General features: G+C 73.6%; 22 protein-coding genes. 10 read left to right on the top strand and 12 right to left on the bottom strand.

All coding sequences use genetic code 11. The features are described from left to right. Window positions 1–61 precede the first annotated feature (61 nt). Together ACFP3U_RS01815 and xylB are read right to left on the bottom strand one after the other, a co-directional pair. On the bottom strand, window positions 62–1,222 hold the full coding sequence (locus ACFP3U_RS01815; RefSeq protein ID WP_380223275.1) for an ROK family transcriptional regulator: 1,161 nt from the start codon (window positions 1,220–1,222) through the stop codon (window positions 62–64). Window positions 1,223–1,295: 73 nt separating this feature from the next. Continuing rightward, a complete protein-coding gene (gene xylB, locus ACFP3U_RS01810) occupies window positions 1,296–2,726 on the bottom strand; it encodes a xylulokinase (protein ID WP_380223274.1) in 1,431 nt (476 codons plus the stop codon). 94 nt (window positions 2,727–2,820) lie between these two features. Between xylB and xylA the strand changes: the two genes are divergently transcribed. The 6 genes from xylA (at window position 2,821) to ACFP3U_RS01780 (ending at window position 8,726) form a co-directional block, all read left to right on the top strand. Continuing rightward, window positions 2,821–3,993 carry a xylose isomerase gene (xylA, locus tag ACFP3U_RS01805; RefSeq protein ID WP_380223273.1) on the top strand — a complete coding sequence of 391 codons (1,173 nt, stop codon included), beginning with the start codon at window positions 2,821–2,823 and terminating at the stop codon, window positions 3,991–3,993. A gap of 311 nt (window positions 3,994–4,304) precedes the next feature. Next, window positions 4,305–5,042 (top strand): AfsR/SARP family transcriptional regulator, encoded by a 738-nt coding sequence (locus tag ACFP3U_RS01800; RefSeq protein ID WP_380223272.1) that lies wholly within the window; start codon window positions 4,305–4,307, stop codon window positions 5,040–5,042. Between the two features lie 150 nt (window positions 5,043–5,192). Further along, a complete protein-coding gene (locus ACFP3U_RS01795) occupies window positions 5,193–5,810 on the top strand; it encodes a MauE/DoxX family redox-associated membrane protein (protein ID WP_380223271.1) in 618 nt (205 codons plus the stop codon). Between the two features lie 8 nt (window positions 5,811–5,818). Then, on the top strand, window positions 5,819–6,373 hold the full coding sequence (locus ACFP3U_RS01790) for a thioredoxin domain-containing protein (protein WP_380223270.1): 555 nt from the start codon (window positions 5,819–5,821) through the stop codon (window positions 6,371–6,373). Further along, entirely contained in the window at window positions 6,370–8,271 is a 1,902-nt protein-coding gene (locus tag ACFP3U_RS01785) for an ABC transporter ATP-binding protein (protein ID WP_380223269.1), read from the top strand. Before ACFP3U_RS01790 ends, ACFP3U_RS01785 begins: the two co-directional genes overlap by 4 nt. Continuing rightward, window positions 8,268–8,726, top strand: coding sequence for a S26 family signal peptidase (locus ACFP3U_RS01780; protein ID WP_380223268.1), 459 nt, complete (start codon window positions 8,268–8,270; stop codon window positions 8,724–8,726). Before ACFP3U_RS01785 ends, ACFP3U_RS01780 begins: the two co-directional genes overlap by 4 nt. On the opposite strand, the gene ACFP3U_RS01775 is transcribed toward ACFP3U_RS01780, so the two are convergent. From ACFP3U_RS01775 to ACFP3U_RS01760, 4 genes are all read right to left on the bottom strand, one after another. Beyond that, window positions 8,708–8,914, bottom strand: coding sequence for a hypothetical protein (locus tag ACFP3U_RS01775; RefSeq protein WP_380223267.1), 207 nt, complete (start codon window positions 8,912–8,914; stop codon window positions 8,708–8,710). The two genes, ACFP3U_RS01780 and ACFP3U_RS01775, sit on opposite strands and share 19 nt — an antisense overlap. A gap of 150 nt (window positions 8,915–9,064) precedes the next feature. Beyond that, on the bottom strand, window positions 9,065–9,757 hold the full coding sequence (locus ACFP3U_RS01770; protein ID WP_380223266.1) for an ABC transporter ATP-binding protein: 693 nt from the start codon (window positions 9,755–9,757) through the stop codon (window positions 9,065–9,067). 42 nt (window positions 9,758–9,799) lie between these two features. Beyond that, window positions 9,800–12,643, bottom strand: coding sequence for an FtsX-like permease family protein (locus ACFP3U_RS01765; RefSeq protein ID WP_380223308.1), 2,844 nt, complete (start codon window positions 12,641–12,643; stop codon window positions 9,800–9,802). Between the two features lie 102 nt (window positions 12,644–12,745). Next, entirely contained in the window at window positions 12,746–12,892 is a 147-nt protein-coding gene (locus ACFP3U_RS01760) for a hypothetical protein (RefSeq protein WP_380223265.1), read from the bottom strand. Window positions 12,893–13,079: 187 nt separating this feature from the next. Between ACFP3U_RS01760 and ACFP3U_RS01755 the strand changes: the two genes are divergently transcribed. The 3 genes from ACFP3U_RS01755 to ACFP3U_RS01745 are packed head-to-tail and all read left to right on the top strand — an operon-like array spanning window position 13,080 to window position 15,123. Further along, window positions 13,080–13,664 carry a hypothetical protein gene (locus tag ACFP3U_RS01755; RefSeq protein ID WP_380223264.1) on the top strand — a complete coding sequence of 195 codons (585 nt, stop codon included), beginning with the start codon at window positions 13,080–13,082 and terminating at the stop codon, window positions 13,662–13,664. Next, window positions 13,661–14,788 (top strand): ATP-grasp peptide maturase system methyltransferase, encoded by a 1,128-nt coding sequence (tgmC, locus tag ACFP3U_RS01750; protein ID WP_380223263.1) that lies wholly within the window; start codon window positions 13,661–13,663, stop codon window positions 14,786–14,788. Before ACFP3U_RS01755 ends, tgmC begins: the two co-directional genes overlap by 4 nt. Window positions 14,789–14,826: 38 nt before the next feature. Next, window positions 14,827–15,123, top strand: coding sequence for a DUF6087 family protein (locus ACFP3U_RS01745; RefSeq protein WP_380223262.1), 297 nt, complete (start codon window positions 14,827–14,829; stop codon window positions 15,121–15,123). A 188-nt stretch (window positions 15,124–15,311) separates the two neighbouring features. On the opposite strand, the gene ACFP3U_RS01740 is transcribed toward ACFP3U_RS01745, so the two are convergent. After that, window positions 15,312–15,509, bottom strand: coding sequence for a DUF397 domain-containing protein (locus tag ACFP3U_RS01740; RefSeq protein ID WP_380223261.1), 198 nt, complete (start codon window positions 15,507–15,509; stop codon window positions 15,312–15,314). 11 nt (window positions 15,510–15,520) lie between these two features. Then, complete coding sequence (locus ACFP3U_RS01735; protein WP_380223260.1) at window positions 15,521–16,393, bottom strand: helix-turn-helix domain-containing protein; 873 nt, start codon at window positions 16,391–16,393, stop codon at window positions 15,521–15,523. A gap of 130 nt (window positions 16,394–16,523) precedes the next feature. On the opposite strand from ACFP3U_RS01735, the gene ACFP3U_RS01730 reads away from it, so the two are divergent. Continuing rightward, entirely contained in the window at window positions 16,524–16,877 is a 354-nt protein-coding gene (locus ACFP3U_RS01730) for a hypothetical protein (RefSeq protein WP_380223259.1), read from the top strand. 119 nt (window positions 16,878–16,996) lie between these two features. On the opposite strand, the gene ACFP3U_RS01725 is transcribed toward ACFP3U_RS01730, so the two are convergent. From ACFP3U_RS01725 to ACFP3U_RS01710, 4 genes are all read right to left on the bottom strand, one after another. Further along, window positions 16,997–17,977, bottom strand: a complete 981-nt coding sequence (locus tag ACFP3U_RS01725) for a phosphotransferase family protein (protein WP_380223258.1) — start codon at window positions 17,975–17,977, stop codon at window positions 16,997–16,999. An 88-nt stretch (window positions 17,978–18,065) separates the two neighbouring features. After that, window positions 18,066–20,348: an alpha-xylosidase gene (yicI, locus tag ACFP3U_RS01720; protein ID WP_380223257.1), complete on the bottom strand. Its 2,283-nt coding sequence runs from the start codon at window positions 20,346–20,348 to the stop codon at window positions 18,066–18,068. Beyond that, window positions 20,345–21,745 carry a GH1 family beta-glucosidase gene (locus tag ACFP3U_RS01715; protein ID WP_380223256.1) on the bottom strand — a complete coding sequence of 467 codons (1,401 nt, stop codon included), beginning with the start codon at window positions 21,743–21,745 and terminating at the stop codon, window positions 20,345–20,347. The genes yicI and ACFP3U_RS01715 overlap by 4 nt, the downstream gene beginning before the upstream one ends. Next, window positions 21,742–22,725, bottom strand: coding sequence for an acetylxylan esterase (locus tag ACFP3U_RS01710; RefSeq protein ID WP_380223255.1), 984 nt, complete (start codon window positions 22,723–22,725; stop codon window positions 21,742–21,744). The genes ACFP3U_RS01715 and ACFP3U_RS01710 overlap by 4 nt, the downstream gene beginning before the upstream one ends. Window positions 22,726–22,956 lie beyond the last annotated feature (231 nt).

Raw genomic sequence — 22,956 nt, 5'->3', positions numbered from 1 at the left:
CCGCGCACACCTGAGCGCCTGCTGACCGCGTGCCGGGGCCCGGTCAGCAGGCGGGCCCCGGTCAGCAGGCGGGCAGCAGGGTCGGGTCGGCCATGATCCGGCGGACCGTGGTCAGCGCCGCCCCCAGAAGCGGACCGCGCCGGCCCTGGGCGGACGGGCGCAGCGCCTCCGGGGCCCAGGGCCGGACGGTCACCCGGTCGGCCAGTTCGGCGCGCACCGACGGCAGCAGCCAGTCGGCGAGTTCGGCGTAGGCACCGCCGAGGACCAGGCCGTCCGGGTCGACGAGGTCGACGGCGGAGGTGAGGGCCAGGCCGAGGGCGCGGCCCGCCCGGTCCAGTGCCGCCAGGGTCGGCGGGTGCCCGGCGCCCGCCCGCTCGGCCAGCAGGGGGACCGGGTCGCCCTGCCCGCCGTGCTGCGCGAGGCCGGCCTCGCGCAGCACCGCCGCCTCCCCCGCGTACTGCTCCAGGCAGCCGCGGGCGCCGCAGGCGCAGGCGGGACCGTCCGGGTGGACGGGGATGTGGCCGAGTTCGCCGGCGAAGCCGCGGGCGCCCCGGAACAGTCGCCCTTCGATGACCAGGGCGGCGCCGACCCCGGCCCCGGCGGAGACGTGCACGAAGGTCTCCGCGGCCCGCTCGACGTTCCAGTACTCGGCCAGCGCCCCGAGGTTGGCCTCGTTCTCCGGCTCGGGAACGGTGTCCGGGTCGGGCCAGTGGTCGGCGACCCGGACGCCCTGCCAGCCGAGGTTGGGCGCGCGCTCGACCACGCCGCCCGGTTCGTTCGGCACCACGCCCGGGACGGCCAGGACGCGGCCCCGGACGCGCAGCCCGAGGGCGGTGGCCTCGGCCTCCGCCTCGGCGGCCAGCGCCGCGGCCTCCGCCAGGACCTGCCCGGCGGGCCGGCCGGCGTTGGCCCGTTCCACCAGGCGCCACACCCTCGGCTCGCCGCGCAGGTCCGCCACGCACGCGCCGAGGTGGGTGACGCCGATCTCCAGGCCGAGGCCCGCCGGGCCCTCGCCGCTCACGGCCAGCGCCCGGCCGGGCCGGCCGACCCGGCCGCTGGCCGTGGCCGCCGCCTCGGTCAGCGTGCCGCGGCCGATCAGCTCGTCGACCAGCGAGGAGACGGCCGCCCTGGTCAGCCCGACCCGCCCGGCGACGTCCGCGCGGGAGAGCGGGGCGTGCGCGGCGACCGCGCCGAGGACCACCGAGAGGTTCTGCCGCCGCATGTCCTGCTGCGACGCCGGTCCGCTCCCCCGACCGCTCCCCGCCCTGCCGACCACTGTCACGTGCCGCCCCCTCCTACTGGTCCTCGGCCGGGGCTCCCTGCAAGGCTCCGGCCCGACGCAGGGTATCGCCGATCCGTTCGAGTGCGGCCTCGTCCCGTGCCACGGGCGCCAGCACCGGGCCCTCGGCGGTCCGCCAGCGGCGGGCCACCTCGTCGGCGGGCTCGCCGGTGAGCAGGGCCGCGGCCTGGGCGGCCGCGCCGAGCGCGACCAGCTCCTGCGCCTCGGGCACCTGGACCGCCCGGCCGGAGAGCCGCAGCACGGTCCGCTGCCAGGCCTGCCCGCGGGCGCCGCCGCCGATCAGCAGCAGCGGCTCGTCGCCCGCCGGGTCCACGCCGCCCTCGCGCAGCACCACGTCCAGGGCGGTGAGCAGCGCGTGGGCGGCGCCGTCGTAGGCGGCCTGGAGCAGTTGCCCCGGGGTGGTGTCGTGGCGCAGCCCGTGGATCAGGCCGGACGCGCCGGGCAGGTCCGGGGTGCGCTCGCCGTCCAGGTAGGGCAGCACGACCACGGTGCCGCCGTCCTCGACCTCCTCGCGCCCACGGCCGAGGAGCGCGGAGAGGCGGTCGACGGCGAGGGTGCAGTTGAGCGTACAGGCGAGCGGCAGCCAGCCGCCGAGGGCGTCGGCGAAGCCCGCGACGGTGCCGCTCGGGTCGGCGGGCGTGGCCCGGCCGACGGCGTAGACGGTGCCGGAGGTGCCGAGGCTGAGCACCGGCTGCCCGGGGCGCAGGCCGAGTCCGAGGGCGGCGGCCATGTTGTCGCCGGTGCCGGTCGCCACCGGCGTGCCCGGGCGCAGCGGTGTCCCGGCGCCGACGAGGCCGGCCCGCGCGCCCGGGGCGAGGACCTCGGGCAGCAGGGCCGGGTCGAGGCCGATGCGGGCCAGGATGTCCCGGTCGTAGCCGTCCGGGCCCCACCAGCCGGTGCCCGAGGCGTCGCCGCGGTCGGTGACGGCCTCGCCGGTCAGCCGTTCGGTCAGGAAGTCGTGCGGGAGGCGGACGGCGGTGACGCGGTCGGCCGCGGCGGGCTCGTTGGCGCGCAGCCAGGCCCACTTGGCGGCGGTGAAGGCGGCGGTCGGCACGCTGCCGGTGCGGCGGGCGATCTCCTCGGCGCCGATCGCGGCCCGCAGCTCGGCGGCCTGGGGGGCGGACCGGACGTCGTTCCAGAGCAGCGCGGGGCGGACCGGCGCTCCGGAGGCGTCCAGGGTGACCAGGCCGTGCTGCTGGCCGCCGATCGAGACGGCGGCCGCGCGGTCGGCCCAGCCCGTGCCCGCCACGGCCTTGCCGAACGCCTCCCACCACTGCTCCGGATCGCTCTCCCGGCCGGCGCCCGGGCTGACGGTGTGCGGGGCGCGGCCCTGGCCCAGGACGGCGCCGGTGTCGATGTCGACGGCGAGGGCCTTGGTGGACTGCGTCGAGCTGTCGACGCCGATCACGACGCGATTCTCAGCCATGTCTTCCTCCGGTTGGGGTTCCTTCTAGCGTTCCGGCATACTAATTTGTTGAGAGCCCTGACAAATACCCCCCGGCACGGATCGGAGCCGCTCCATGGCCAGCGACCAGCTCGTCCCCACCCCCGCGCACAAGTTCACCTTCGGTCTGTGGACCGTCGGCTGGCAGGGGCGCGACCCCTTCGGCGACGCCACCCGCCCCGCCCTCGACCCGGTCGAGACCGTGCAGCGACTGGCCGAACTCGGTGCCTACGGCGTCACCTTCCACGACGACGACCTGATCCCGTTCGGTGCGGACGACGCCACCCGCGAGGCCACCGTCAAGCGCTTCCGCTCCGCCCTGGACACCGCCGGGCTGAAGGTCCCGATGGCGACCACCAACCTGTTCACCCACCCGGTGTTCAAGGACGGCGCCTTCACCGCCAACGACCGCGACGTCCGCCGCTACGCGCTGCGCAAGACGATCCGCAACATCGACCTCGCCGCGGAGCTCGGCGCCTCCGTCTACGTCGCCTGGGGCGGGCGCGAGGGCGCCGAGTCCGGCGGGGCCAAGGACGTGCGCACCGCGCTGGACCGCCTGAAGGAGGCCTTCGACCTGCTGGGCGAGTACGTCGAGCAGCAGGGCTACGACCTGCGCTTCGCGATCGAGCCCAAGCCCAACGAGCCGCGCGGCGACATCCTGCTGCCCACGGTGGGCCACGCCCTGGCGTTCATCAACTCGCTGGAGCGCCCGGACCGGGTCGGCGTCAACCCCGAGGTCGGCCACGAGCAGATGGCCGGGCTCAACTTCCCGCACGGCATCGCCCAGGCCCTGTGGCACGACAAGCTGTTCCACATCGACCTCAACGGCCAGTCCGGCATCAAGTACGACCAGGACTTCCGCTTCGGGGCGGGCGACCTCCGGCAGGCGTTCTGGCTGGTCGACCTGCTGGAGTCGGCCGGCTACGAGGGCCCGAAGCACTTCGACTTCAAGCCGCCGCGCACCGAGGACTTCGACGGCGTCTGGGCCTCGGCGGCCGGCTGCATGCGCAACTACCTGCTGCTGGCGGAGCGCTCCCGCGCGTTCCGGGCCGACCCCGAGGTGCAGGCCGCGCTCGCCGCCTCCCGGCTGCCCGAGCTCGCCCTCCCGACGGCCGAGGACGGCCTGACCGGCCTGCTCGCGGACCGCGCCGCCTTCGAGGACTTCGACGTCGACGCCGCCGCCGCGCGCGGCATGGCCTTCGAGCAGCTGGACCAGCTCGCCCTGGAGCACCTCCTCGGCGCCCGCTGACCGGAGTGCGTTAAGTACGCGAAGTACGTGAAGTACCCAACCGAGCCGGGTCGTGCAGCCGCACGGCCCGGCTCGGGCCGTCCCGGGCCGCCTCGCGCCGCCTCGGTCAAGCGCTTCGACGATCCCGCCGCGTTTCGGCCGCTCCGTCCTGATCCCACCCCCTCCCGTCCTGATCCAGAGCGATCCGAGGTGCCACGCGTTACCAGGGTTACGTTCGAAGCGCTTCGACAATATGGTGAACGTCGGGGGAAGCGCGTCCTGTTCGATCGACGCCTCCGCTGAGCCGACGACGTCACCGACGGGGAGCTCACATGCAGGAACCACTGTTACGCATCCTGGGACCGATCGAGATCCGCCACGGCACGCACTCCGGGCCACTGCGCGGCGCCAAGCCGAGCGCGCTCCTCACCGCGCTCCTGCTCCAGCCGGGGCGGGTGGTGTCCATCGAAACCCTGATGGACGCCCTGTGGGCGGGCGAACCGCCCCGCTCCGCCGTCGCGAACCTGCGCTCGTACGCCCACCTGCTGCGCCGCCGTCTCCCCGCGTCCACCCCCCTGATCAGCCACCAGGGCGGCTACGAGCTCCGGGCCGGCCCGGACGCGGCCGACCACCTGGTGTTCGAGCGCCTCGCCGACCGGGGCCGGGCCGCGGTCTCCGCCGACCCGCCGCGCGCCGTCGAACTCCTCACCACCGCACTGGCCCTGTGGAGTTCGGACCACGCGGCGCCCGGGGTCGAGCGGTACGGCATGCTCGACGGCCCGCTGCGCGTCCTCGACGCCGAGCGCGTCCGCGCCACCGAGGACCTCGCCGGAGCCTGGCTGGGGATGGGCCGGCCGCACTCCGCCCTGCGGACGGCGGGGCAGGTGCTGGCGACGGAGCCGCTGCGCATCCGCAGCTGGCTGCTGGTGCTGAGCGCCCATCACGACCTCGGGGAGCCGGGCCGGGTGACGGACGCCTTCGAGTCGGCGCGCACCGTCTTCCGGCGCGAGCTCGGCACCGAGCCCGATCCCTCCCTGGGACGGCTGCACCGCCAACTGCTGGCGGGCTGACCCACCCCCGGCGCACAGCGCATCCGCCGGCCCACGTCCGGCCCGTTCGGTTCGACCCCGTTCAGTTCGGCCCCGTTCAGTTCAAGCCCGCCCGGTCCGGTCCCTCCGCACCGCGTCGCGGGACCGCGCCCGATCACGCAGAGGAGTCCCATGCACGGCCTGCTGACGACATCTCACATCCTGCTGGCGGTCGTCTTCACCACGTCCGCCGCGGGCAAGGCCCGCCCCGCCGGATTCCGGGCGTTCCTGACCACGCTCTCCGACATGGGCATCCGCGCGCGCGTCCGCCGCCCGCTGGCCCGTCTGACGGTCGCGGCGGAGGTGACGGCCGCCGTCCTGCTGTTCCTGCCCGGTACCCCGCTCGGGACCGCCGGGCTGCTGCTCGCCGCGCTGCTGCTGACCGCGCTCACCCTCGGCGTGCTCCGGGCCGTGACCGGCGACGGCCCGCCCATCGCCTGCGCCTGCTTCGGCCGTACCGGGCGCCCCCTCGGCGCCCTGCACCTGGCGAGGAACGCCGCACTGCTGCTGGCCGCCGTCGGCGCGCTGGCCCTGGCCCTGGCCGCCTCCGGCCCCGGACGGGCCGAGGGCGGCGGGCTGGTGGTGGCCGTCGCGGCGGGCCTGGTGCTGGCCGTCGTCGTGATCGGCCTGGACGACATCGCCGACCTGTTCGCTCCGCCCGTCGGTGCCGAGCCCGAGGCCACCGCCGTCCCCGAAGGCACCGCCGTCCCTTCCAGCACGCCCCGCGTCCTCGACACTCCCACCCGGTAGGAGCTCCCATGTCCCTCGGACTCTCGGTTCTCGGCCTGGTCCTCGGCCTCTTCAACCTCCTCCTCCTCTACGGCGTCATCCGCCGCCTGAAGGAGATCGAGGCCCGCCCCCGCACAGCCGCCGCGCCCGCCCGGCCCACCGGCATCACCGATGCCCACCGGCTCACGGCCGGTACGGTGCTGGACATCCCGGACGGCAGCCGGCCCACCCTCGTCGCCTTCTTCGCGCCCGGCTGCGCGCCCTGCGAGGAACTGCTGCCGCTGGTCGCCGGGCACGCCGCCCAGGAGCCGGGCGGGCGTGACCGCGTGCTCGCCGTCCTGTCCGACGGCACCCCCGAGGACAACGCGCGCTTCGCCCAGGCCCTGGACCCTGTGGCCCGGGTCGTCGTCGGTGGCCCCAAGGACCCGCACATCACGCCGTGGACCGACGTCTTCCGGGTGGACGGACTGCCCCTGGTCTGCGGTCTCGACGACACGGCCGCGGGCATGGCGATCAGCTGGTCGGCGGTCAGCATGCCGGAGCTCATCGCCAAGGCGGGGATCAAGCCCCAGCCGGTCGCATGACGGACTCCACGCAGCGGCCGGATCCGGGCCGTGCGGAGCCCACTCGGCGCCGGGTCACGGCGACGGCGGTGCGGCTCGCCCTCGGGGCCCACCGGCGTGCCCTCGCCGCGACCCTGCTGCTGGCCGCGGTCGAGGCCACCGGCCCGATCGCGGCGGCGTGGCTGACCAAACAGCTCGTCGACCGGCTCACCGGCGCCGGGTCCGGTACCGGTGCCGCCGGCTCGGTCGCCGGCTCGGTCACCGCCCCCGCCGCCGCACTCGCCGTGATCGGCGTGGTGCTGGCGCTCGTGCCGTACGTCGACGGCCTCTGCCAGGGCGTGCTCTCCCGGGCGGTGGCACTGACCGCGCAGGACCGCCTGTTCGCGGCGGTCAACGCCCACCCCGGCCTCGGCCTCTACGAGGACCCGGCCCGGCTCGACCGCCTGCGGCTGGCGCAGCAGTCCGGTCAGGACACCCCGGTGCAGCTCGTGCAGTGCGCCCTGATCGTGCTGCGCTCGGGGTGGACCCTGGCCGGGTTCGCCGTGGTGCTGGCCGCCGTCAGTCCGGTCCTGGCCGGGCTGGTCCTGCTCGGTGCCGTGCCCAAGCTGCTCGCGGAGCTCCGGCTGGCCCACTCGACCGCCCGGGCGTTCCGGGGGATCACGGCCGGGGAGCGCCGCGAGTCGTTCTTCTCCACGCTCCTCGGCGGGGAGACGGCGGCCAAGGAGATCCGGCTGTTCGGGATCGGCGACCTGCTGCGGCAGCGGATGCTCGCCGAGCGGCGGGCCGTCAACCGCATCCGCCACCGGCTGGACGTGCAGCGGCTGAGCGCCAACGCCCTTCCGACCCTGCTCGCTTCGGGCATCGCGGGCGGCGGGCTGCTCTGGGCGGCGGGCCGGGTGTCGGCCGGTGCGCTGACGGTCGGCGACCTCTCGGTCTTCCTGGCGGCGGTGGCCTCGGTCCAGGGCGGGCTGGGTTCGGCGGTCACGGCGGTGGCCAACGGCAACCAGCACCTGCTGGTGTTCGCCGAGTACGTGACCGTGGTCGAGGACGGCGCGCGGTCCGCGCCCGGACGGCGCACCGCCGGCCCGCTGCGCGACCGGCTCGTCCTGGAGGACGTCTGGTTCCGCTACGCCCCGGACCTGCCCTGGGTGCTGCGCGGCGTGAGCCTGACGGTGCGGGCCGGGGAGAGCGTGGGACTGGTCGGAGTGAACGGGGCGGGCAAGAGCACGCTGGTCAAACTCCTGTGCCGGTTCTACGAGCCGGACCGCGGCCGGATCCTGTGGGACGGCACGGACCTGCGCGAGTTCACGCCCGAGTCGCTGCGCGACCGGCTCAGCGTGGTGTTCCAGGACTTCGTGTCGTACGAGATGACGGCGGCGGAGAACATCGCCCTGGGCGACCCGGCCCGGCCGGCGAAGGCCCCCGACGGCACGCCCGGCACCCGGGTCGTCGAGGCCGCGCGGGAGGCCGGTGTGCACCCGGTCCTGGCCGCGCTCCCGGCGGGCTACGACACGATGCTCACCCGCGGGTTCTTCGGGGAGCACGACCGCGACAGCGGCGTCGTCCTCTCCGGGGGCCAGTGGCAGCGGGTCGCCCTGGCCCGGGCGCTGCTGCGGACCGACCGGGACCTGTTCGTCCTGGACGAGCCGACCTCGGGCCTGGACCCGCAGGCGCAGGCCGAGGTGGCCGACGTCATCCGCGGGATGGGGCGGGGCCGGACCAGGCTGCTGGTCTCGCACCGGCTCAGCGAGGTACGGGCGGCGGACCGGATCGTGCTGCTGGACGGCGGGGCGGTCACCGAGGACGGCCCGCACGAGGAGCTGATGGGGCTGCCGGACAGCCGGTACGCGGCGCTGTTCCGGCGGCAGGCGGCGGGGTTCCTGGACGACCAGGAGCCGGAGCCGGAGGTGGCGAGGTGAAACGGCTGCTCGGCCGCTGGCTGCTCCTGGTGACGGTCCGGGGCCGCAGCATGGAGCCGGCCCTGCGGGACGGCGAGGTCGTCCTGGCCCGCCGCCGGCGGGGCCGCTCGGGCGCCCGGCCGCAGGTCGGCCAGGTGGTCGTGCTGCCCATCCAACTCCCGGACGGGGCAAGGCTGGTGGGCCCGGTCGCGGAGGGGGACGGCCTGTGGGTGAAGCGGGTGGCGGCGCTGCCGGGCCACCCGATACCGGCCGGGGTGCCCGGACATCCGGGCCCCGTCCCGCCGGGCCGGATCGCGGTGCTGGGCGACAACGCGGCGGTGAGCACGGACTCGCGCGCGGTGGGGCTGGTGCCCCTGGACGCGGTGGTGGCGGTGGTCTTCGGCAGAAAGGCCGGTCCCGCCGCCCCGAGGGGCGGCGGGACCGGTCGTACCGAGGGTCAGACGCAGCAGGAGTAGTGCTCCCACGGGGTGCAGTTCTTACCCGGCGAGTCGCAGTAGCGGCGCTGGTTCGACTTGGCGCTCGGGTAGCTGGGGCCGCAGGTGATATCGCGGCGGCACCAGTACTCGGTGGTGCTGGCCTCGGCCTCGGCGCGCGGGACCACCCGGCTGAGGAGCGAGTCCGTGAGACGGTTCAGAGTGCGCATGGTGGAACCTCCACTGTCGGCCGCCGCGACATCGAGCGGCGGCGTTCATGGAGGACGTTACGAGGGCGACATACGCCCGCCATACATCGCCGATACGCGGGCCGTTCACCCGCGTACCCGGGTGTCGTACCCGGGTACGACACCCGGGTGTCAGGAACCGCCGGCCGCCGTCCGGGTGAGCCTGCCGTCCCGCAACCGCACCACCTCGGCGCAGCGTGCCGCCACGCCCGGGTCGTGGGTGGCCACCAGCAGGGTGCAGCCGTACTCGGCGGCCAACGCGCCCACCAGGTCCATGAGTTGCTCCCCGGTTGCCGAGTCCAGACTGCCGGTCGGTTCGTCCGCGAGCAGCAGCCGGGGCCGGCCGATCAGGGCCCGGGCCACCGCGACCCGCTGCTGCTGGCCGCCGGAGAGCTGCGAGGGCAGCGCGCTCTCGCGCCCGGCCAGCCCGACCGCCGCCAGCAGTTCGCGCGCGCGGGCGTCACGGTCGAAGTCCGCCCTGCGGGGCAGCAACGGGGCGAGCACGTTGTCCAGGGCGCTCAGGCCGGGCAGCAGGTGGAACCGCTGGAAGACGAACCCGACGGTGCGCCGGTAGTGGGCGGCGGCCCGCCGCCCCAGCCTGGTGACGTCCTGGCCGTCCACCACCACACGCCCCGCGTCGGCCTGCTCGATGGCGCCGATGAGGTGGAGCAGCGTGGACTTGCCGGAGCCGGAGGCGCCGACGAGCGCGACGCTGCGCCCGGCCGGGACGTCCAGGCTGACGCCGTCGAGGGCGGCGATCAGGCCGTCCCCGGTGCCGAAGCTCTTGCGGACGTCCTCGACCTGGACCGACGCGCCGTCCTTCATGGTGTCTCCGTTCCTCGTTACCGGTGGGTGAGCGCGGTGTCCCTAGCCGTCCTCGGCGAGCGGCCCCGCGGGCGAGCGCCGCACCGCGATCGCGGCCGCGGCGGCGCTCGCGGCGACCGCCGCCAGGACGCCCGTCGCCGCGACCAGCGCCACCGCCCCCGGCAGGCCCGCCGGGATCGTGCCGGCGAACGCCACGGTCAGCGCGAGCCCCGTACCGGCGCCCACCAGGGCGCCCGCCGCCCCGATGAGCGTGCCCTGCACCGCCACCAGGCGCATCACCTCGGTGTCCGCCCAGCCGCAGGCCCGCAGCACGGCGAACTCGCCGTCCCGTTCACAGGCGTCGAGATAGAGCACGTCGGCGAGCGAGAACAGCCCGAGGGCGACGGTGAGCACGGCGGCCGCGACGTCCACGCCGCGCACCTCCAGGGAGACCGCGTCGCCCAGCAGCGTGCCCTGGACGGTGCCGTGGAAGGTCCAGGTGATCGCGGTGACCAGCGACACCGCGGCCACGCCGACCGCCAGGGCGAGCGCCCCCAGCGCCGACCGCCCCGGAGTCCGCAGCACCGCCGTCACCGCCAGCCCGGCCAGGGTGCGACCGCGCCCGGCCCGCCGGGCCCGCCGCGGCCCCGCCACCGCGCCCCGCAGCGCCCGCGCGGGGTACGAGCGCCCCGCCCGTACCGCGGGCACGGCGCCGGCGAGCAGGGCGGTGGCCAGCACCAGCGGTACGGCGAGGAGGGCCCGCCCCGTGGAGACCTCCAGGCCAAGCGCCCGCCCCAGCGGGAACGACAGCCCGGCCCCGGCGGCCCCGGCCGCGACGCCGATCACGGCGACCTCCCCCAGCACCAGGCCGGCCAGCCGCGCGCCCGTCCAGCCCGTGCAGGCGAGCACGGCCAACTCCCGCTGCCTGGTCCGTACGGAGGCGGCCACGGCGTTCCCGAGGAACATCGCGCACACCACCAGCACCAGCCCGAACAGCAGCACGCTCTTGCGGTCGGCGGCCTCCACCAGGGCGACGGCGGTGCCCTTGGCGGTCCAGTTCTCGGTCAGCGCGAGCGCGGGCCGGCCGAACCTGCCGCCCGCCAGCTCCACGCGCTGGGGCGCGGGCGAGGAGCCGGCCGTGATGTCCACCTCCAGGCCGGTCCGGTTGGTGATCGCCTCGGCGACCTTGCGGATGCGCTCCCGGGAGGCCGCGTCCGTCCCGGTCACGCCGGAGACCCGGACGCGCACCGCCGAGATCGGGTCCGCGGCGTGCGGGTAGTCCGGGCCGGTGAGTTCCTCCACCGACTGCAGGGTGGTGAGCAGTTGCGGCGGCGTGGCGAGGTAGCCGGCGGGGTTGCTGTTGGGCTCCAGGGCCCGGTCGCCCAGCGCCGCGCGGCTCGCGTCGTCCGCGGCGTGGGCGGTCGGCGGCCGGTAGGTCTCCAGCGGCACCTCGGAGAGTTTCGAGAAGCTCGTCAGCCGGTCGAGGTCGTAGCTCCCGACGACCTCGAAGCCCGGGAAGCGGTGCTCGGCCGGGGGGACGCGGGTCAACGGCCGGAAGGCGTCGTCCTGCACGAACCACGGGGGCAGATCGCCGCCGAGCGTCTTCGGCCGCCACAGCTCGGCGCTGTCCTGGGCGACGGCCGGTGGCCGCAGCGCACCGCCGTCCGGATAGCCCGGCGATCCGGCCTGGAGGACGACGAAGGGGTTGACCCTCATCGTGCCGTCCGCGACGGAGCGCCGGAAGACCTCGTCCGCGTCCACCGCCCCGGTGGACTGCCCGGGGCCGACGGGCAGGGCGGCCAGCAGCTGCCGCAGGTCCTCCGCGCTCCGCCCGGCGAGCCCGGGGAGCGGACCGGTCGCCCGGCTCACCGTGGTGGTCACCTGCTCGTCCAGATAGGGCCGGGTGGTGGTCAGCAGGGGGATGGTGGCGAGCCGGGTGCCGGCCTCCTCCCGCACCACGGGCTGCTCGCCCTCCTGGAGGTAGCGCCCGGTGACGACCGCCCGGTCCACCCCGACCAGCCGGGCCTCCTGCGCCGGATCGACGGCGGCGAGCAGCAGCGTCATGGGCCAGTCGACGGTGACCTCCGCCCGGCTACCGGTCGTGCGGTTGTGCACCTCCGTCCCGCTGGTGAAGGTGCCGTCCGGCTCGCGCCGCACCACGACGAGGTGGCTGCGCTGCGCCGGGTCGAGCAGGTCCGGCCTGGTCTGGCCCTCGATGCCGGCCACCTTCCGGATCGCGCACAGCGGCTGGAACGTCCCGTCCGGCAGCGCCTCGTACGGCGGCATCTCCCCGCCGGCGCACACCGTCCGCTCCCGGCTCAGGGCGAGCCCGAGCTCGGGCAGCACGCGGCCCTGGTAGCTGTACAGGCGCGACCAGTCCGGAGCGTCGCGGGTGGTCTCACCGTCCGGCAGCACGATCGGACGGCTGGTGACGTAGACGTACGTGGCACCGGGGTCCGGCGCCTCGCTGAGCCCCCGGTCGGTGTGCCAGGTGCTGCGCAGCCGCAGGAGCTGCCGGTCGGCGGCGGGATCGAGCTGTGCGGTCACGTCGACCCGGGTGGACGTGCCGGCCTGGACGTACCCGAGCATCGCGACGGGCGCGGCCACCTCCACCCCGTTGATCCCGGTGATCTGCTGCCACTGCGCGGAGGTGATCCCCCCGAACTGTCCGGACAGGAAGTTCGGCCGCACCTGCCCGGTGGCGGCCTCCCGCTCCGACCGCGCCCCCTTGGGCCGCACCAGTACGTCGTACGCGGCCCGGAAGCCGGCGTCCGCGGAGGCCCGCACCTCCAGCCGCGAGGTCTCCACGGAACCGGTCAGCAGCGTGAACCCGGTCGTGGCGACCAGCACACCGAGCAACAGGGTCAGGGTCCGTGCGGCCTGTCGGCGCAACTGCCCGGTGATCATGCCCAGCACACCGTCTCCATCGACGTCGAATCCGCGGCCCCACCCCGTTTGCGGGCCAAGCTAGGCCGTCCACATACATTTCCGATACGCCGGACCCCGCCCCTAACCCAGCGCGCGGAGCCGGGCGACGGCCTCCGCGAGCATCCGGCGGCAGAACGCGAGGTGGTCGCCCCCGTAGCCGCGCGGGGCGCACTCGACGACGAGCAGCAGTTGTAGTGCCAGGAGCAGGTCGTCCCGACCGCGTCGCACCGGGCACCGAGGGGCTCGGCGTCGGGGAGGTCCTTCTCTACGACCTGCACCCGGTCGTAGAACCCTTCGGACTCAAGCAGTCGATCAGACGGACTGACTCTTCGTCAACTTTGGTAGACCGAACAGTCTGTGCCATCCGGTCAGGGCAGGTACGGTCCGCGTACGCGGCGGCGACAAGGAGACGGTCATGACCGATGGCAACAGCAGCGGGGAGCGGATCGGCGAGCTGATCGCCAGCCGCCGGAAGTACCTCGGGCTCTCCGAGGAGGACGTGGCACGCAAGCTTGCAGACGCCTCCGGCTATGCCCCGAGCCGCACCGATGTGTGGCGGTGGGAGACCGAGTACGAAGGCCGCACCCCAGGACCGCAATACCTTCCCTACCTGGCCGATGTGCTGGAGTTGGACGAGTCCCGGCTTCGCCGCGCCCGCGCCGCCACCAAGGCCGCCCGCCGGTTCAAGGTGACCGCGCCCGTCTCCTCTGCCGAGGTGGTCGCCCGCCTTCTCCCCGCCGACACCGAGCTGTCCCCGCTCGCGACGACGACTGGAGCCACCGTCGGAGCAGCAGACGCGGAGGCCCTGCTCCGCCGCGTCCACGGCCTGCGGCTGGCGGGCGACGTGCTGGCCGGCGGGGACCTGGTGGAGACTGTCGTCCGCGAGCTGCGGTCGGCCGTCAGGCTGCACAATGACACCTGCCACTCCGAAGCCGTCGGCCGACGTCTGCTGACCGGCGTGGGCGAGCTCGCGCAGCTCGCGGAGAGGAAGACCGGATGACCAGTGACGTCGAGTTGCGCACGCGGCTGGCCGACCAGCTCGTCGCCGGCGGAGGCCTGCGTAGCGAGCCGTGGCGGCGAGCGGTGGAGGCGGTACCGCGTCAGGAGTTCCTGCGGGGAGGTTTCTTCGAGGCGGTGCCGGGCTCGGTGCCGACCGCGTGGCGACCGGTGATGCCGGGAACCGATGGTTGGCTGGAACGCTGCTACGCCGATGAGTCACTGGTGACTCAAATCGCCGGGACCATCGTGCCGGGCGACATCCGGGGGGAGATCCTGCGCGCCCCGACTTCCTCCAGCACCATGCCGAACCTGGTCGTCCGAATGCACGAAGACCTCCACGTCTCGGACGGCCAGCGGGTATTGGAGATCGGCACGGGTACCGGCTACTCCACCGCCCTCCTGTGCCACCGGCTCGGCGACGAGCTGGTGACCTCGGTCGAAGTAGACCAGGATGTGAGCCTGCGGGCGCAGAACGCCCTCGGAGCCTGCGGCTACCGACCGAACCTGGTGGTGGGCAACGGCTTGCTCGGACACAAGGACAGCGCTCCCTACGATCGCGTCACCGTGACCTGCGGCGTGCTGGAGATCCCGCCGGAGTGGATCGAGCAGACCCGGCCCGGAGGAATCATCCTGGCCACCCTGTGCGGCTGGCTGTACTCCTCCGAGCTGGCCCGACTCACCGTGCGCCAAGACGGCACGGCCACCGGCCGGTTCCTCGGCGGGCAGATCTCCTTCATGCTCGCCCGGCCCCAGCTTCCGCCGCCCCTCGGCCTGCTTCCCGACCTCGACGACGGCGAGGAGCGCCCTACCACGCTCGGCTCCGAGGTACTGGACGACTGGACCGCTCGGTTCGTCGCTCAGCTCTCCGCGCCACGCACTCAGCACTTCACGCTGTCCCGCGACGGCCGAACCGAGCGCATCCTGCTCGACGTGGAAGCCGGGGCCTGGGCCGCTCTCCGGCAGGACGGGCACCGCTGGACGGTCCGGCAGGGCGGTCCAGCTCACCTCTGGGATTCGATCGAAGAACACGTGACCCAATGGCGTGCGGACGGATCTCCTCCGCTGGAGCGATTCGAGATCACCGTAACCCCGGACCGGCAGACGATCACCTGGCCCTCGTCCTGAGTCGTTACCCTGGCCATCCCCGAGGAGAGGAGCAGCCGGTGGACGAGGACGAGCCGCTGGACCAGTGGGCAGCACGGCGGGACGCAATGCGGCGGCCCCTCGGCGAACTGAAAGCTGTCATGCTGGACGGCAGCCGCGCCACGCACGTCCGTCCGACAGAGCCCCGGCTGATCCTCTCCTGGGATGGGGTCGAGTGGACACCCCATGCCGTCGCCGACGACTACCCCACCACCCAGCGCATCCTCCACGGGATCAAAGGCGACGGGATGATTGCCGCACCATCACCGCCGCCTCGTAAACCTGCTGGCCGCCACCGGAAACCCCGACAAGGCTGACCTGCGAGCTACCGGAATGCCCTGGATTCCGCGAGGGAATCCAGGGCATTCTCGATTTCGTCGTCCATGGACTCAGGGATTGTCCGTATGAACGCTCGCAGGCCTTCCGGGCCGTCGCGGTCGCAGAACGGCGCGGCACAGCTGCGGTCTAGACCCGATGGGCGCCGCGCTTCCCGCGTCGGTTCTCGTTACGTCGTCAGGTGGTCGAACTCGCCGTCCTTGATGCCGCGCAGGAGGGCGCGGAGCTTGCCGGGCGTTGTGGTGACGATGATCTCGGGGTCATCGCTCTCGCGGAGCTTGACGCTGCGGTCGGGGGCCACGGCGAGATAGATGCAGTTGAGCGACTCGGAACTGTAGCTGGACTTCTGCCACTTGAAAGCTGACACGGCGCTTCCTCTCAGGTTTGCTTCTCGATGCGGGCAATGAGATCACGTGACTTCGCGGGGCTCAGGGCACAGGCTTCCATGATGTCCAGGACTTGCTGGTATTTCACCAGTTGCGCTTGGGCATCAAGGAACTCGGAGCCGTGATACGTGTCGAGCTGCACGGTGTCGAGTTGGGGCACAGCAGCGGAGCAGTAGACGATGGACTGCCCGGAGCCGGGGAGCGTGCCCGCACCGAAGGGAATGACGAGCACCGAGACATTGTCGCGGGTGCTCGCCTCGATGAGGTGCCTGAGCTGTGCGCGAGCCACAGCAGGTCCACCGAACCCCATCCGCAGGGCTGCCTCATGAACGATCGCCGTGAGCGGGATCGCCTGCTGGCCATAGAGGACGACCTGCCGCTTGATCCGGAATGACACCCGATGCTCAATCTCATGCGGAGCCAGCGGGGGTACCGCAATGCTTCCGAGCGCACGTACCTGGTCGACGATCTGGAGCAGGCCGGGGATGTGAATCACCGAGGCGATGCGCATCGCGGTGGCGTGGTGTTCCGTTTCGGCAAGATCGAGAGCGCCGGACGGCAGGATGTCGCGATACTCCTCCCACCACCCCCGAACTCGCCTTCCCGTCATACCGGCGAGAGCGTCGATCAGGCCCTCGTCCCCGCACATGTACGCATGAGCGAACGCGCGGACCCGCTCTGCACTCACCGCGTAGCGGCCCGCCTCGATTCGACTCATGTGAGCCTGGGCCACCCCCACCCGGGCGGCTGCGGCCGTTGAGCTGAACCCAGCCTTCTCGCGGAGTTTGCGCAGTTCAAACCCGAGGCGCTGCTGCCGCAACGTCGGGGCGCCGCTCGATGACATCGCGATCCTCTCGTTCACCATCTGGAGTGAAATGGCAGGACTGCAACGAACTTCATGGCAGGTCTGCCATCACTACGCTACCGTATGTCATGGGCCAGTTACCAAAGGCGCTGGCCGTTGGCTCAACCATGCTTTGAGGCAGGAGACTTCCATGACCACTGAGCCCTCGCAAAACCCTCGCCCGGCCGCGCTCGCGCCGACCGCTCCCGACCCGTTCGACCAGGAGCTGTGCGAGCTCGTGCTCGACACCGCACCCCGACTGTTCGCCGTCGTGCAGGTGTGCGGCGAGGGCCCTGCCGACGCCGACGGATGGGTCGTGGCCTGGGGGCTCGTGGACAGCGACGGGCCGACGCACGTGATCGGCATCGACGGGCGGGCGCGGATGACCCTCGTATCCCCCGAACGAGCCTTGCGCCACTTCGCCGGGCGGCCGGGGATCACCTCGCGGCTGGTCTGGCTCGCGCAACCGGGTGCTGCCGGGCTGGACCAAGCCGAAGCCGCCTGAGGCGGGCCCGCGACCAACGACGCGGGCCCGTCCTTCTCAACATCCGCCGCCTCGGCGCCCACTTCGGGTGGCGGATTCAGGCGAGGTCAGCCGGAGGCCGCTTCCCGATCCGGTCTTCGCTAACCCAGCGCGCGGAGCCGGGCGACGGCCTCCACGAGCAGCCGGCGGCAGAACGCGAGGTGGTCGCCCTCGTAGCCGCGCGGGGCGCACTCCACGACGAGCAGCAGGGCCAGGTACAGCTGGTACAGCGCCAGCCGGTGGTGCAGGGCGGGGGTGAAATCGAGGCTGCCGCCGGCTTCGGCATAGCCGGCGACGAGGTCGCTGTCCGGGCCGGTGCCGCCGCCGAAGTCCAAGGAGACCAGTTCCGCGGCCGGGTCGCCCCAGAACGCCCGCTCGTGGTCGATGAGGCCGGTGATCCTGTGGCCCATCGGGTCCACGAAGATGTTGCCCGGCCAGAGGTCGAAGTGGACGAGGCGGGGCTCGGTGACCTGGTCGAGGGCGTACCCGCCGTCGGACACCAGTGCGCGGATGTCGCCCGGCGGCAGGTCCAGCGGTGAACCCCAGTGGGCGGCGTCGTCGAGGAGGGCCTCGACCATGGCGGTGAAGGCCGTGCGCCAGTCGGCGGCGGACAGCGCCGATTCAGCGGCCGGGTACCCGAAGCGGCCGTCCGCCGGGGCCAGGGTGTGCAGGCGGGCGGTGATCGCGCCGAGTTCGCGGCGCAGCGCCGGCTCGGCACCGGGCGGGAGCTGGGCGCCCGCCTTGTCCCAGGGGGTTCCCTCCAGTACCGACAGGACGAGGAACTCCTCGTCCGCGTGGATCAGTTCGGGCCCGGGGACGGCGCCGGCCGGGAGGGCCGCGAGCCGCCGGTAGACCATGGCCTCCGTCCCGAGGATGCCGCGCTCGTAGCGGAGCACCGGTGCGTCGGCCGGCGGGGCGAGTTTGACGACGGCGGGTCGGCCGTCGTCCAGTTGGACGCGGTAGGCGCTGTTGAACCAGCCGTCGGTCAGTTCGTGTTCGAGGCGGCACCCGAGGCCGGCGGAGCCGCGCAGCAGGGCGTCGAGCTCGGCGGAGGTCAGGTGGCGCTTGGTGCGGCTCTGCATGGGGCACTTCCCGGCGTAGGGCGGAAACGGGACGGGGCCCCGCGCGCCGATGCGGTGGCGCGCGGGGCCCCGCCCCGAGGTGGCGGTGTCAGGCCGGGTACGGGAGGTGGGCCTCGGAGGTGCCGGCCGGCTGGGTGTGCAGGGTGCCGTCCGGGCCGCCGATCCGCAGCTGCCACGGGAGCGGGCTGTCGGTGGTGACGGTGAGCCGGTCGCCGCTGCGGGTCACGTGGAAGCGCGCCGTCTCGCCGGGGCCGTCGCTGCGCGGGATCACCACGGTGCGCTCGGCGCCGTCCGCGAAGGCGTGGACGCGCAGCTCGACGCCCTCGGCCCAGGCGGAGACCGGGCGCTGGTCGTCCGCGCCGAACGGGATCACGGAGTCGGGGCGGGCGAGCAGCGGCAGGGTGTGGAAGCCGTGCTGCTCGCGCACCCAGCGCGGGCCGGTGACCTGCTGTCCGGTCAGGACGTTGGTCCAGGTGCCCTCGGGCACGTAGTACTCGACCGTGCCGTCCTCGGTGAAGACCGGGGCGACGAGCAGGTCGTCGCCGAGCATGTACTGCCGGTCGAGGGTGGCGGCGGCCGGGTCGTCCGGGAACTCCAGCACCATTGCCCGCATCACCGGGATGCCGGTGGCGTGCGCCTGCTGGGACGCGCGCTGGAGGTAGGGCGCCAGGCGGTGCTTGAGCAGGGTGAACTCGCGGGTGACGTCCACCGCCTCGTCGCCGAAGTCCCACGGCACGCGGTAGGACTTGCTGCCGTGCAGCCGGCTGTGCGAGGAGAGCAGGCCGAACTGCGTCCAGCGCTTGAAGACCGCGGGGGTCGGGGTGCCCTCGAAGCCGCCGATGTCGTGGCTCCAGAAGCCGAAGCCGGACAGGCCGAGGGAGAGACCGCCGCGCAGCGACTCGGCCATGGCGTTGAAGTGGGACTCGCAGTCGCCGCCCCAGTGCACCGGGTACTGCTGGCCGCCGGCGGTGGCGGAGCGGGCGAACAGCAGCGCCTCGCCCTCCCCGCGTACCTCGGTGAGCAGCTCGAAGACGGCCCGGTTGAAGAGGTGGGTGTAGTAGTTGTGCATCCGCTCGGGGTCGGAGCCGTCGTGCCAGACCACGTCGGTGGGGATGCGCTCGCCGAAGTCGGTCTTGAAGCAGTCCACGCCGACGTCGAGCAGGGTGCGCAGCTTGCCGGTGTACCAGGCGGTGGCGGCGGGGTTGGTGAAATCGACCAGGGCCATGCCCGGCTGCCAGAGGTCCCACTGCCAGACGCTGCCGTCGGGGCGGCGCACCAGGTAGCCCTCGCGCATGCCCTCGGCGAACAGCTCCGACTTCTGCGCGATGTACGGGTTGATCCAGGCGGAGATCCGCAGCCCCTGCTCCTTGAGCCGGGCCAGCATGCCGGCCGGGTCCGGGAAGGTGTCCGGGTCCCAGACGAAGTCGCACCACTGGTACTCGCGCATCCAGAAGCAGTCGAGGTGGAAGACGCTCAGCGGGATGCCGCGCTCGGCCATGCCGCCGACGAAGCGGTTGACGGTGGCCTCGTCGTAGTCGGTGGTGAACGAGGTGGTCAGCCAGAGGCCGAGCGACCAGGCCGGCGGCAGCGCGGGGCGGCCGGTGAGCGCGGTGTAGCGCTCCAGGATCCGCTTGGGGGTGGGGCCGTAGACGATGAGGTACTCCAGCGACTGGTCCTCGACGCTGAACTGCACCTGGCCGACCGACTCGGAGCCGACCTCGTAGCTGACCTTGCCGGGGTGGTTGACGAAGACGCCGTAGCCCTTGTTGGTCAGGTGGAACGGGATGTTCTTGTAGGCCTGTTCGCTGCTGGTGCCGCCGTCGGCCTGCCAGATGTCCACCACCTGGCCGTTCCTGACGAACGGGGTGAACCGCTCGCCCAGGCCGTAGACCAGCTCGCCGACGCCCAGCGAGAGCTGTCCGAGCATGTGGTGGCGGCCCTCGGCGTCGGTGACGAAGCCGGTGCCGCGCTCACCGACCGTGGTCAGCACCCGGCCGTCCGCGCTGAACTCCAGGTGCCACGGCTGGGTGGTGTCCACCCGCAGGGTCAGCTCGCCGGCGGAGAGCTCCACCACGTCGCCGTCCCGGCGCACCTTCCCGGCGCCCTGTTCGGAGCCGGGGAACGCGAACTCCGGGCCGCGCTGCACCGATCCGGCGTGGTGGGTGGTGCGCACCCCGATCACGCCCTCGGCCGGGGACCAGCACTCGATGGTCAGCAGCGGGCTGTTGAGCGTGTCACCGCGGCGGCGCACGTGCTTCACCGGCGCGTAGAGGGTCATCCGGTCCTCGCCGGTGCGGACGTCGGCGACCTCGGTGGCGTAGCGCGCGGTGACGCCCGGGCGCATCAGCCAGTAGCCGTCGGTGAACTTCATCGGGCTGGTTCCTCCGTCCGCGCGCGGTGCGCGGTGATCAGGCCCCGGTACCAGTGGTAGCTGTCCTTGGGGGTTCGGGTCAGGGTGTCGTAGTCGACGTGGACGAGGCCGAAGCGCTGCTCGTAGCCGCGGGCCCACTCGAAGTTGTCCAGCAGGGACCAGAGGAAGTAGCCGCGCACGTCGACCCCGGCCGCGATCGCGTCGGCGACGGCGGCGAGGTGGCCGGCCAGGTAGTCGACGCGCTCGGCGTCGTGGACCCGGCCGTCGGGGGTGAGGCTGTCGCTCTCGGCGGAGCCGTTCTCGGTGATCCAGATCGGCGGGAGCCCCGGGTAGCGGGCGTCGAGGTCGCGGAGCAGCTCGGTGAACGCGGTGGGCACGACGGGCCAGCCCATGGTGGTGAGCCGGGTGCCGTACGGGTTCGGCTCGGCGACGCCGATGTCCACCGCGGTGCGCAGCTCGGGGTCGGCCTCGTCGTGCGGGGCGGCCTCGACGGTGATCGGCCGGTAGAAGTTGACGCCGACGAAGTCCAGCGGGGCGCCGATCAGTTCGAGGTCCCCCGGCCGGCGCCAGGGGCCGTCGGCGAGTCCCGCCCAGGTCTCGGCCTCGTACGCGGGGTAGCGCCCGGCGAACAGCGGCTCGGTCCAGACCTCGTTGTGCAGGACCTCGGCCCGGCGCAGGGCGGCGAGGTCCTCGGGCCGGTCGGAGGCGGCGTGCAGGCGGTCGGGGTTGAGCGCGATCCCGATCTGCCGGGCGCCGGCGGCGCGCAGTTCGCGGACCGCGAGGCCGTGGCCGACCAACAGGTGGTGGGCGGCGGCCAGGGCGCCGCGGCCCTCCTGGGCGCCGGGCGCGTGCCGGCCCAGGCCGTAGCCCAGGAAGGCGGAGCAGAACGGTTCGTTGAGGGTCATCCAGCGCTCGACCCGGTCCCCGTAGCGCTCGGCGGCGAGGGCCGCGTACTCGGCGAAGGCCTCGGCCGTCTCCCTGACCCGCCAGCCGCCCCGGTCCTCCAGGGCCTGCGGCAGGTCCCAGTGGTAGAGGGTGGCGGCGGGTGCGATCCCGGCGGCCAGCAGTTCGTCGATCAGCCGGTCGTAGAAGTCCAGGCCCTTGGGGTTGACCGGGCCGGTGCCCTGCGGGAGCAGGCGGGGCCAGGCGATGGAGAAGCGGTAGTTGTCGACGCCGAGCTCCCGCAGCAGGGCGACGTCCTCGGGGTAGCGGTGGTAGTGGTCGCAGGCCGTGTCGCCGGTGGCACCGTCGAGGGTGCGGCCCGGGGTGTGGCTGTAGGTGTCCCAGATGGACGGGCCGCGGCCGTCCTCGTCGTGGGCGCCCTCGATCTGGTAGGCGGCGGTGGCCGCGCCGAACTGGAAGCCGGCCGGCAGGTCCGGGTAGGTCGGGGTGCTCACAGCTCGGGCGCCGACCCTCGGTCGAGCAGCCAGGAGAGCTGGGCGGGCGGGTTGGCGCCGCAGCCGCCGCCGTGGTCGGCGAAGGGCCACACCGTCATGGCGCGGTCCTCGCCCGCGTAGTGGTTGAAGGCGGCGTAGACCGTGCGGGGCGGGCAGACCGGGTCCATCAGGCCGACGCTGAACAGGGCCGGCGCGGTGGCCCGCTTGGCGAAGTTGATCCCGTCGAAGTAGTCGAGGGTTTCGAAGGTCGGCTCCATGCGGTCCTGGCTGTGCCAGCGCAGGTACTTGACGATCTCCTGGTACGGCCCGTCCAGGGAGGTCCGGGCGCCCTCGCGGAAGTGGCAGAGGAACGGCACGTCCGGCATCACGGCCGACACCTTGTCGCCGGTGAGCCCGGCGACGGCGAGGGCGAGGCCGCCGCCCTGGCTGCCGCCGGTCACCACGACGCGGTCGGGGTCGAGACCGGGCAGCTGCCCGACGGCGTCCACGGCGCGCACGCAGTCGGTGATCAGCCGGCGGTGGTAGTGGTTCTCGGGGGAGTCGATGCCCTTGGTCATGAAGCCCTCGACCCACTGGGTGCCGTCGCCCTCGCCCCGGTCCGGGGTGTCGCGGCCCTGGCCCCGGCTGTCGACGACGAGTTCGGCGAAGCCGGCGGCGGACCAGAACAGGTGCTCGGTGGGCCGGCCGCGGCCTCCGCAGTAGCCGATGTAGGTCACGACGACGGGCAGCGGCCCGGTCGCGCCGCGCGGGCGCAGCAGCCAGGCGGCCACCGGCTCGCCGTTCCAGCCGGGGAACCGCACGTCGTCGACCTCGACGGTGTGCAGGCCCCACTGGGCGGTGACGCGCTCGACCTTGACCGCGTCGCCGTGCGCGCGGGCCTCGGCGAGGGTCCGCTGCCAGAACTCGTCGAAGTCCTGCGGCTCGGGCAGCTCCGGTCGGTAGGCCTGGAGTTCGTCCAGTCCGAGGTCCGTTGGCGTCATGGGGGGTTCCTCCAGGATGGTGGGTGGCGAGGCGGTTCGGTGGCCCGCCCCTCCCCTCGGGGGGCGGGCCGCCGGTCGGTGGTGAGGGCCGGGGCGTGTTCACAGCGTCGCTCGGCGAAGCCGCTTTGCAAAGTCGCCTTACAAAATCACTCCGCAGGAAGCCCTACGAAGTCGGCCTGCAAGGTCGGCCTGCAAGGTCGCGTCGAGACCCCGCGAACACGCCCCGGGAGG

It is taken from the genome of Kitasatospora misakiensis (genome assembly GCF_042656005.1).
GTDB lineage: Bacteria > Actinomycetota > Actinomycetes > Streptomycetales > Streptomycetaceae > Kitasatospora > Kitasatospora misakiensis.
The sequence above is the reverse complement of the archived record's forward strand: the minus strand, read 5'-3'. Positions and strand labels throughout refer to the sequence as shown.

Excerpts from the sequence above, each read along its gene's own strand:
- xylB (WP_380223274.1), bottom strand. The coding sequence starts at position 2,726 with ATGGCTGAGAATCGCGTCGTGATCGGCGTCGACAGCTCGACGCAGTCC.
- yicI (WP_380223257.1), bottom strand. The coding sequence starts at position 20,348 with ATGAAGTTCACCGACGGCTACTGGCTGATGCGCCCGGGCGTCACCGCG.
- ACFP3U_RS01735 (WP_380223260.1), bottom strand. The coding sequence starts at position 16,393 with ATGGTGAACGAGAGGATCGCGATGTCATCGAGCGGCGCCCCGACGTTG.
- ACFP3U_RS01785 (WP_380223269.1), top strand. The coding sequence starts at position 6,370 with ATGACGGACTCCACGCAGCGGCCGGATCCGGGCCGTGCGGAGCCCACT.
- ACFP3U_RS01815 (WP_380223275.1), bottom strand. The coding sequence starts at position 1,222 with ATGCGGCGGCAGAACCTCTCGGTGGTCCTCGGCGCGGTCGCCGCGCAC.
- ACFP3U_RS01770 (WP_380223266.1), bottom strand. The coding sequence starts at position 9,757 with ATGAAGGACGGCGCGTCGGTCCAGGTCGAGGACGTCCGCAAGAGCTTC.
- ACFP3U_RS01775 (WP_380223267.1), bottom strand. The coding sequence starts at position 8,914 with ATGCGCACTCTGAACCGTCTCACGGACTCGCTCCTCAGCCGGGTGGTC.
- xylA (WP_380223273.1), top strand. The coding sequence starts at position 2,821 with ATGGCCAGCGACCAGCTCGTCCCCACCCCCGCGCACAAGTTCACCTTC.
- ACFP3U_RS01725 (WP_380223258.1), bottom strand. The coding sequence starts at position 17,977 with ATGCAGAGCCGCACCAAGCGCCACCTGACCTCCGCCGAGCTCGACGCC.
- ACFP3U_RS01795 (WP_380223271.1), top strand. The coding sequence starts at position 5,193 with ATGCACGGCCTGCTGACGACATCTCACATCCTGCTGGCGGTCGTCTTC.
- ACFP3U_RS01710 (WP_380223255.1), bottom strand. The coding sequence starts at position 22,725 with ATGACGCCAACGGACCTCGGACTGGACGAACTCCAGGCCTACCGACCG.
- ACFP3U_RS01800 (WP_380223272.1), top strand. The coding sequence starts at position 4,305 with ATGCAGGAACCACTGTTACGCATCCTGGGACCGATCGAGATCCGCCAC.
- tgmC (WP_380223263.1), top strand. The coding sequence starts at position 13,661 with ATGACCAGTGACGTCGAGTTGCGCACGCGGCTGGCCGACCAGCTCGTC.
- ACFP3U_RS01730 (WP_380223259.1), top strand. The coding sequence starts at position 16,524 with ATGACCACTGAGCCCTCGCAAAACCCTCGCCCGGCCGCGCTCGCGCCG.
- ACFP3U_RS01765 (WP_380223308.1), bottom strand. The coding sequence starts at position 12,643 with ATGATCACCGGGCAGTTGCGCCGACAGGCCGCACGGACCCTGACCCTG.
- ACFP3U_RS01755 (WP_380223264.1), top strand. The coding sequence starts at position 13,080 with ATGACCGATGGCAACAGCAGCGGGGAGCGGATCGGCGAGCTGATCGCC.
- ACFP3U_RS01790 (WP_380223270.1), top strand. The coding sequence starts at position 5,819 with ATGTCCCTCGGACTCTCGGTTCTCGGCCTGGTCCTCGGCCTCTTCAAC.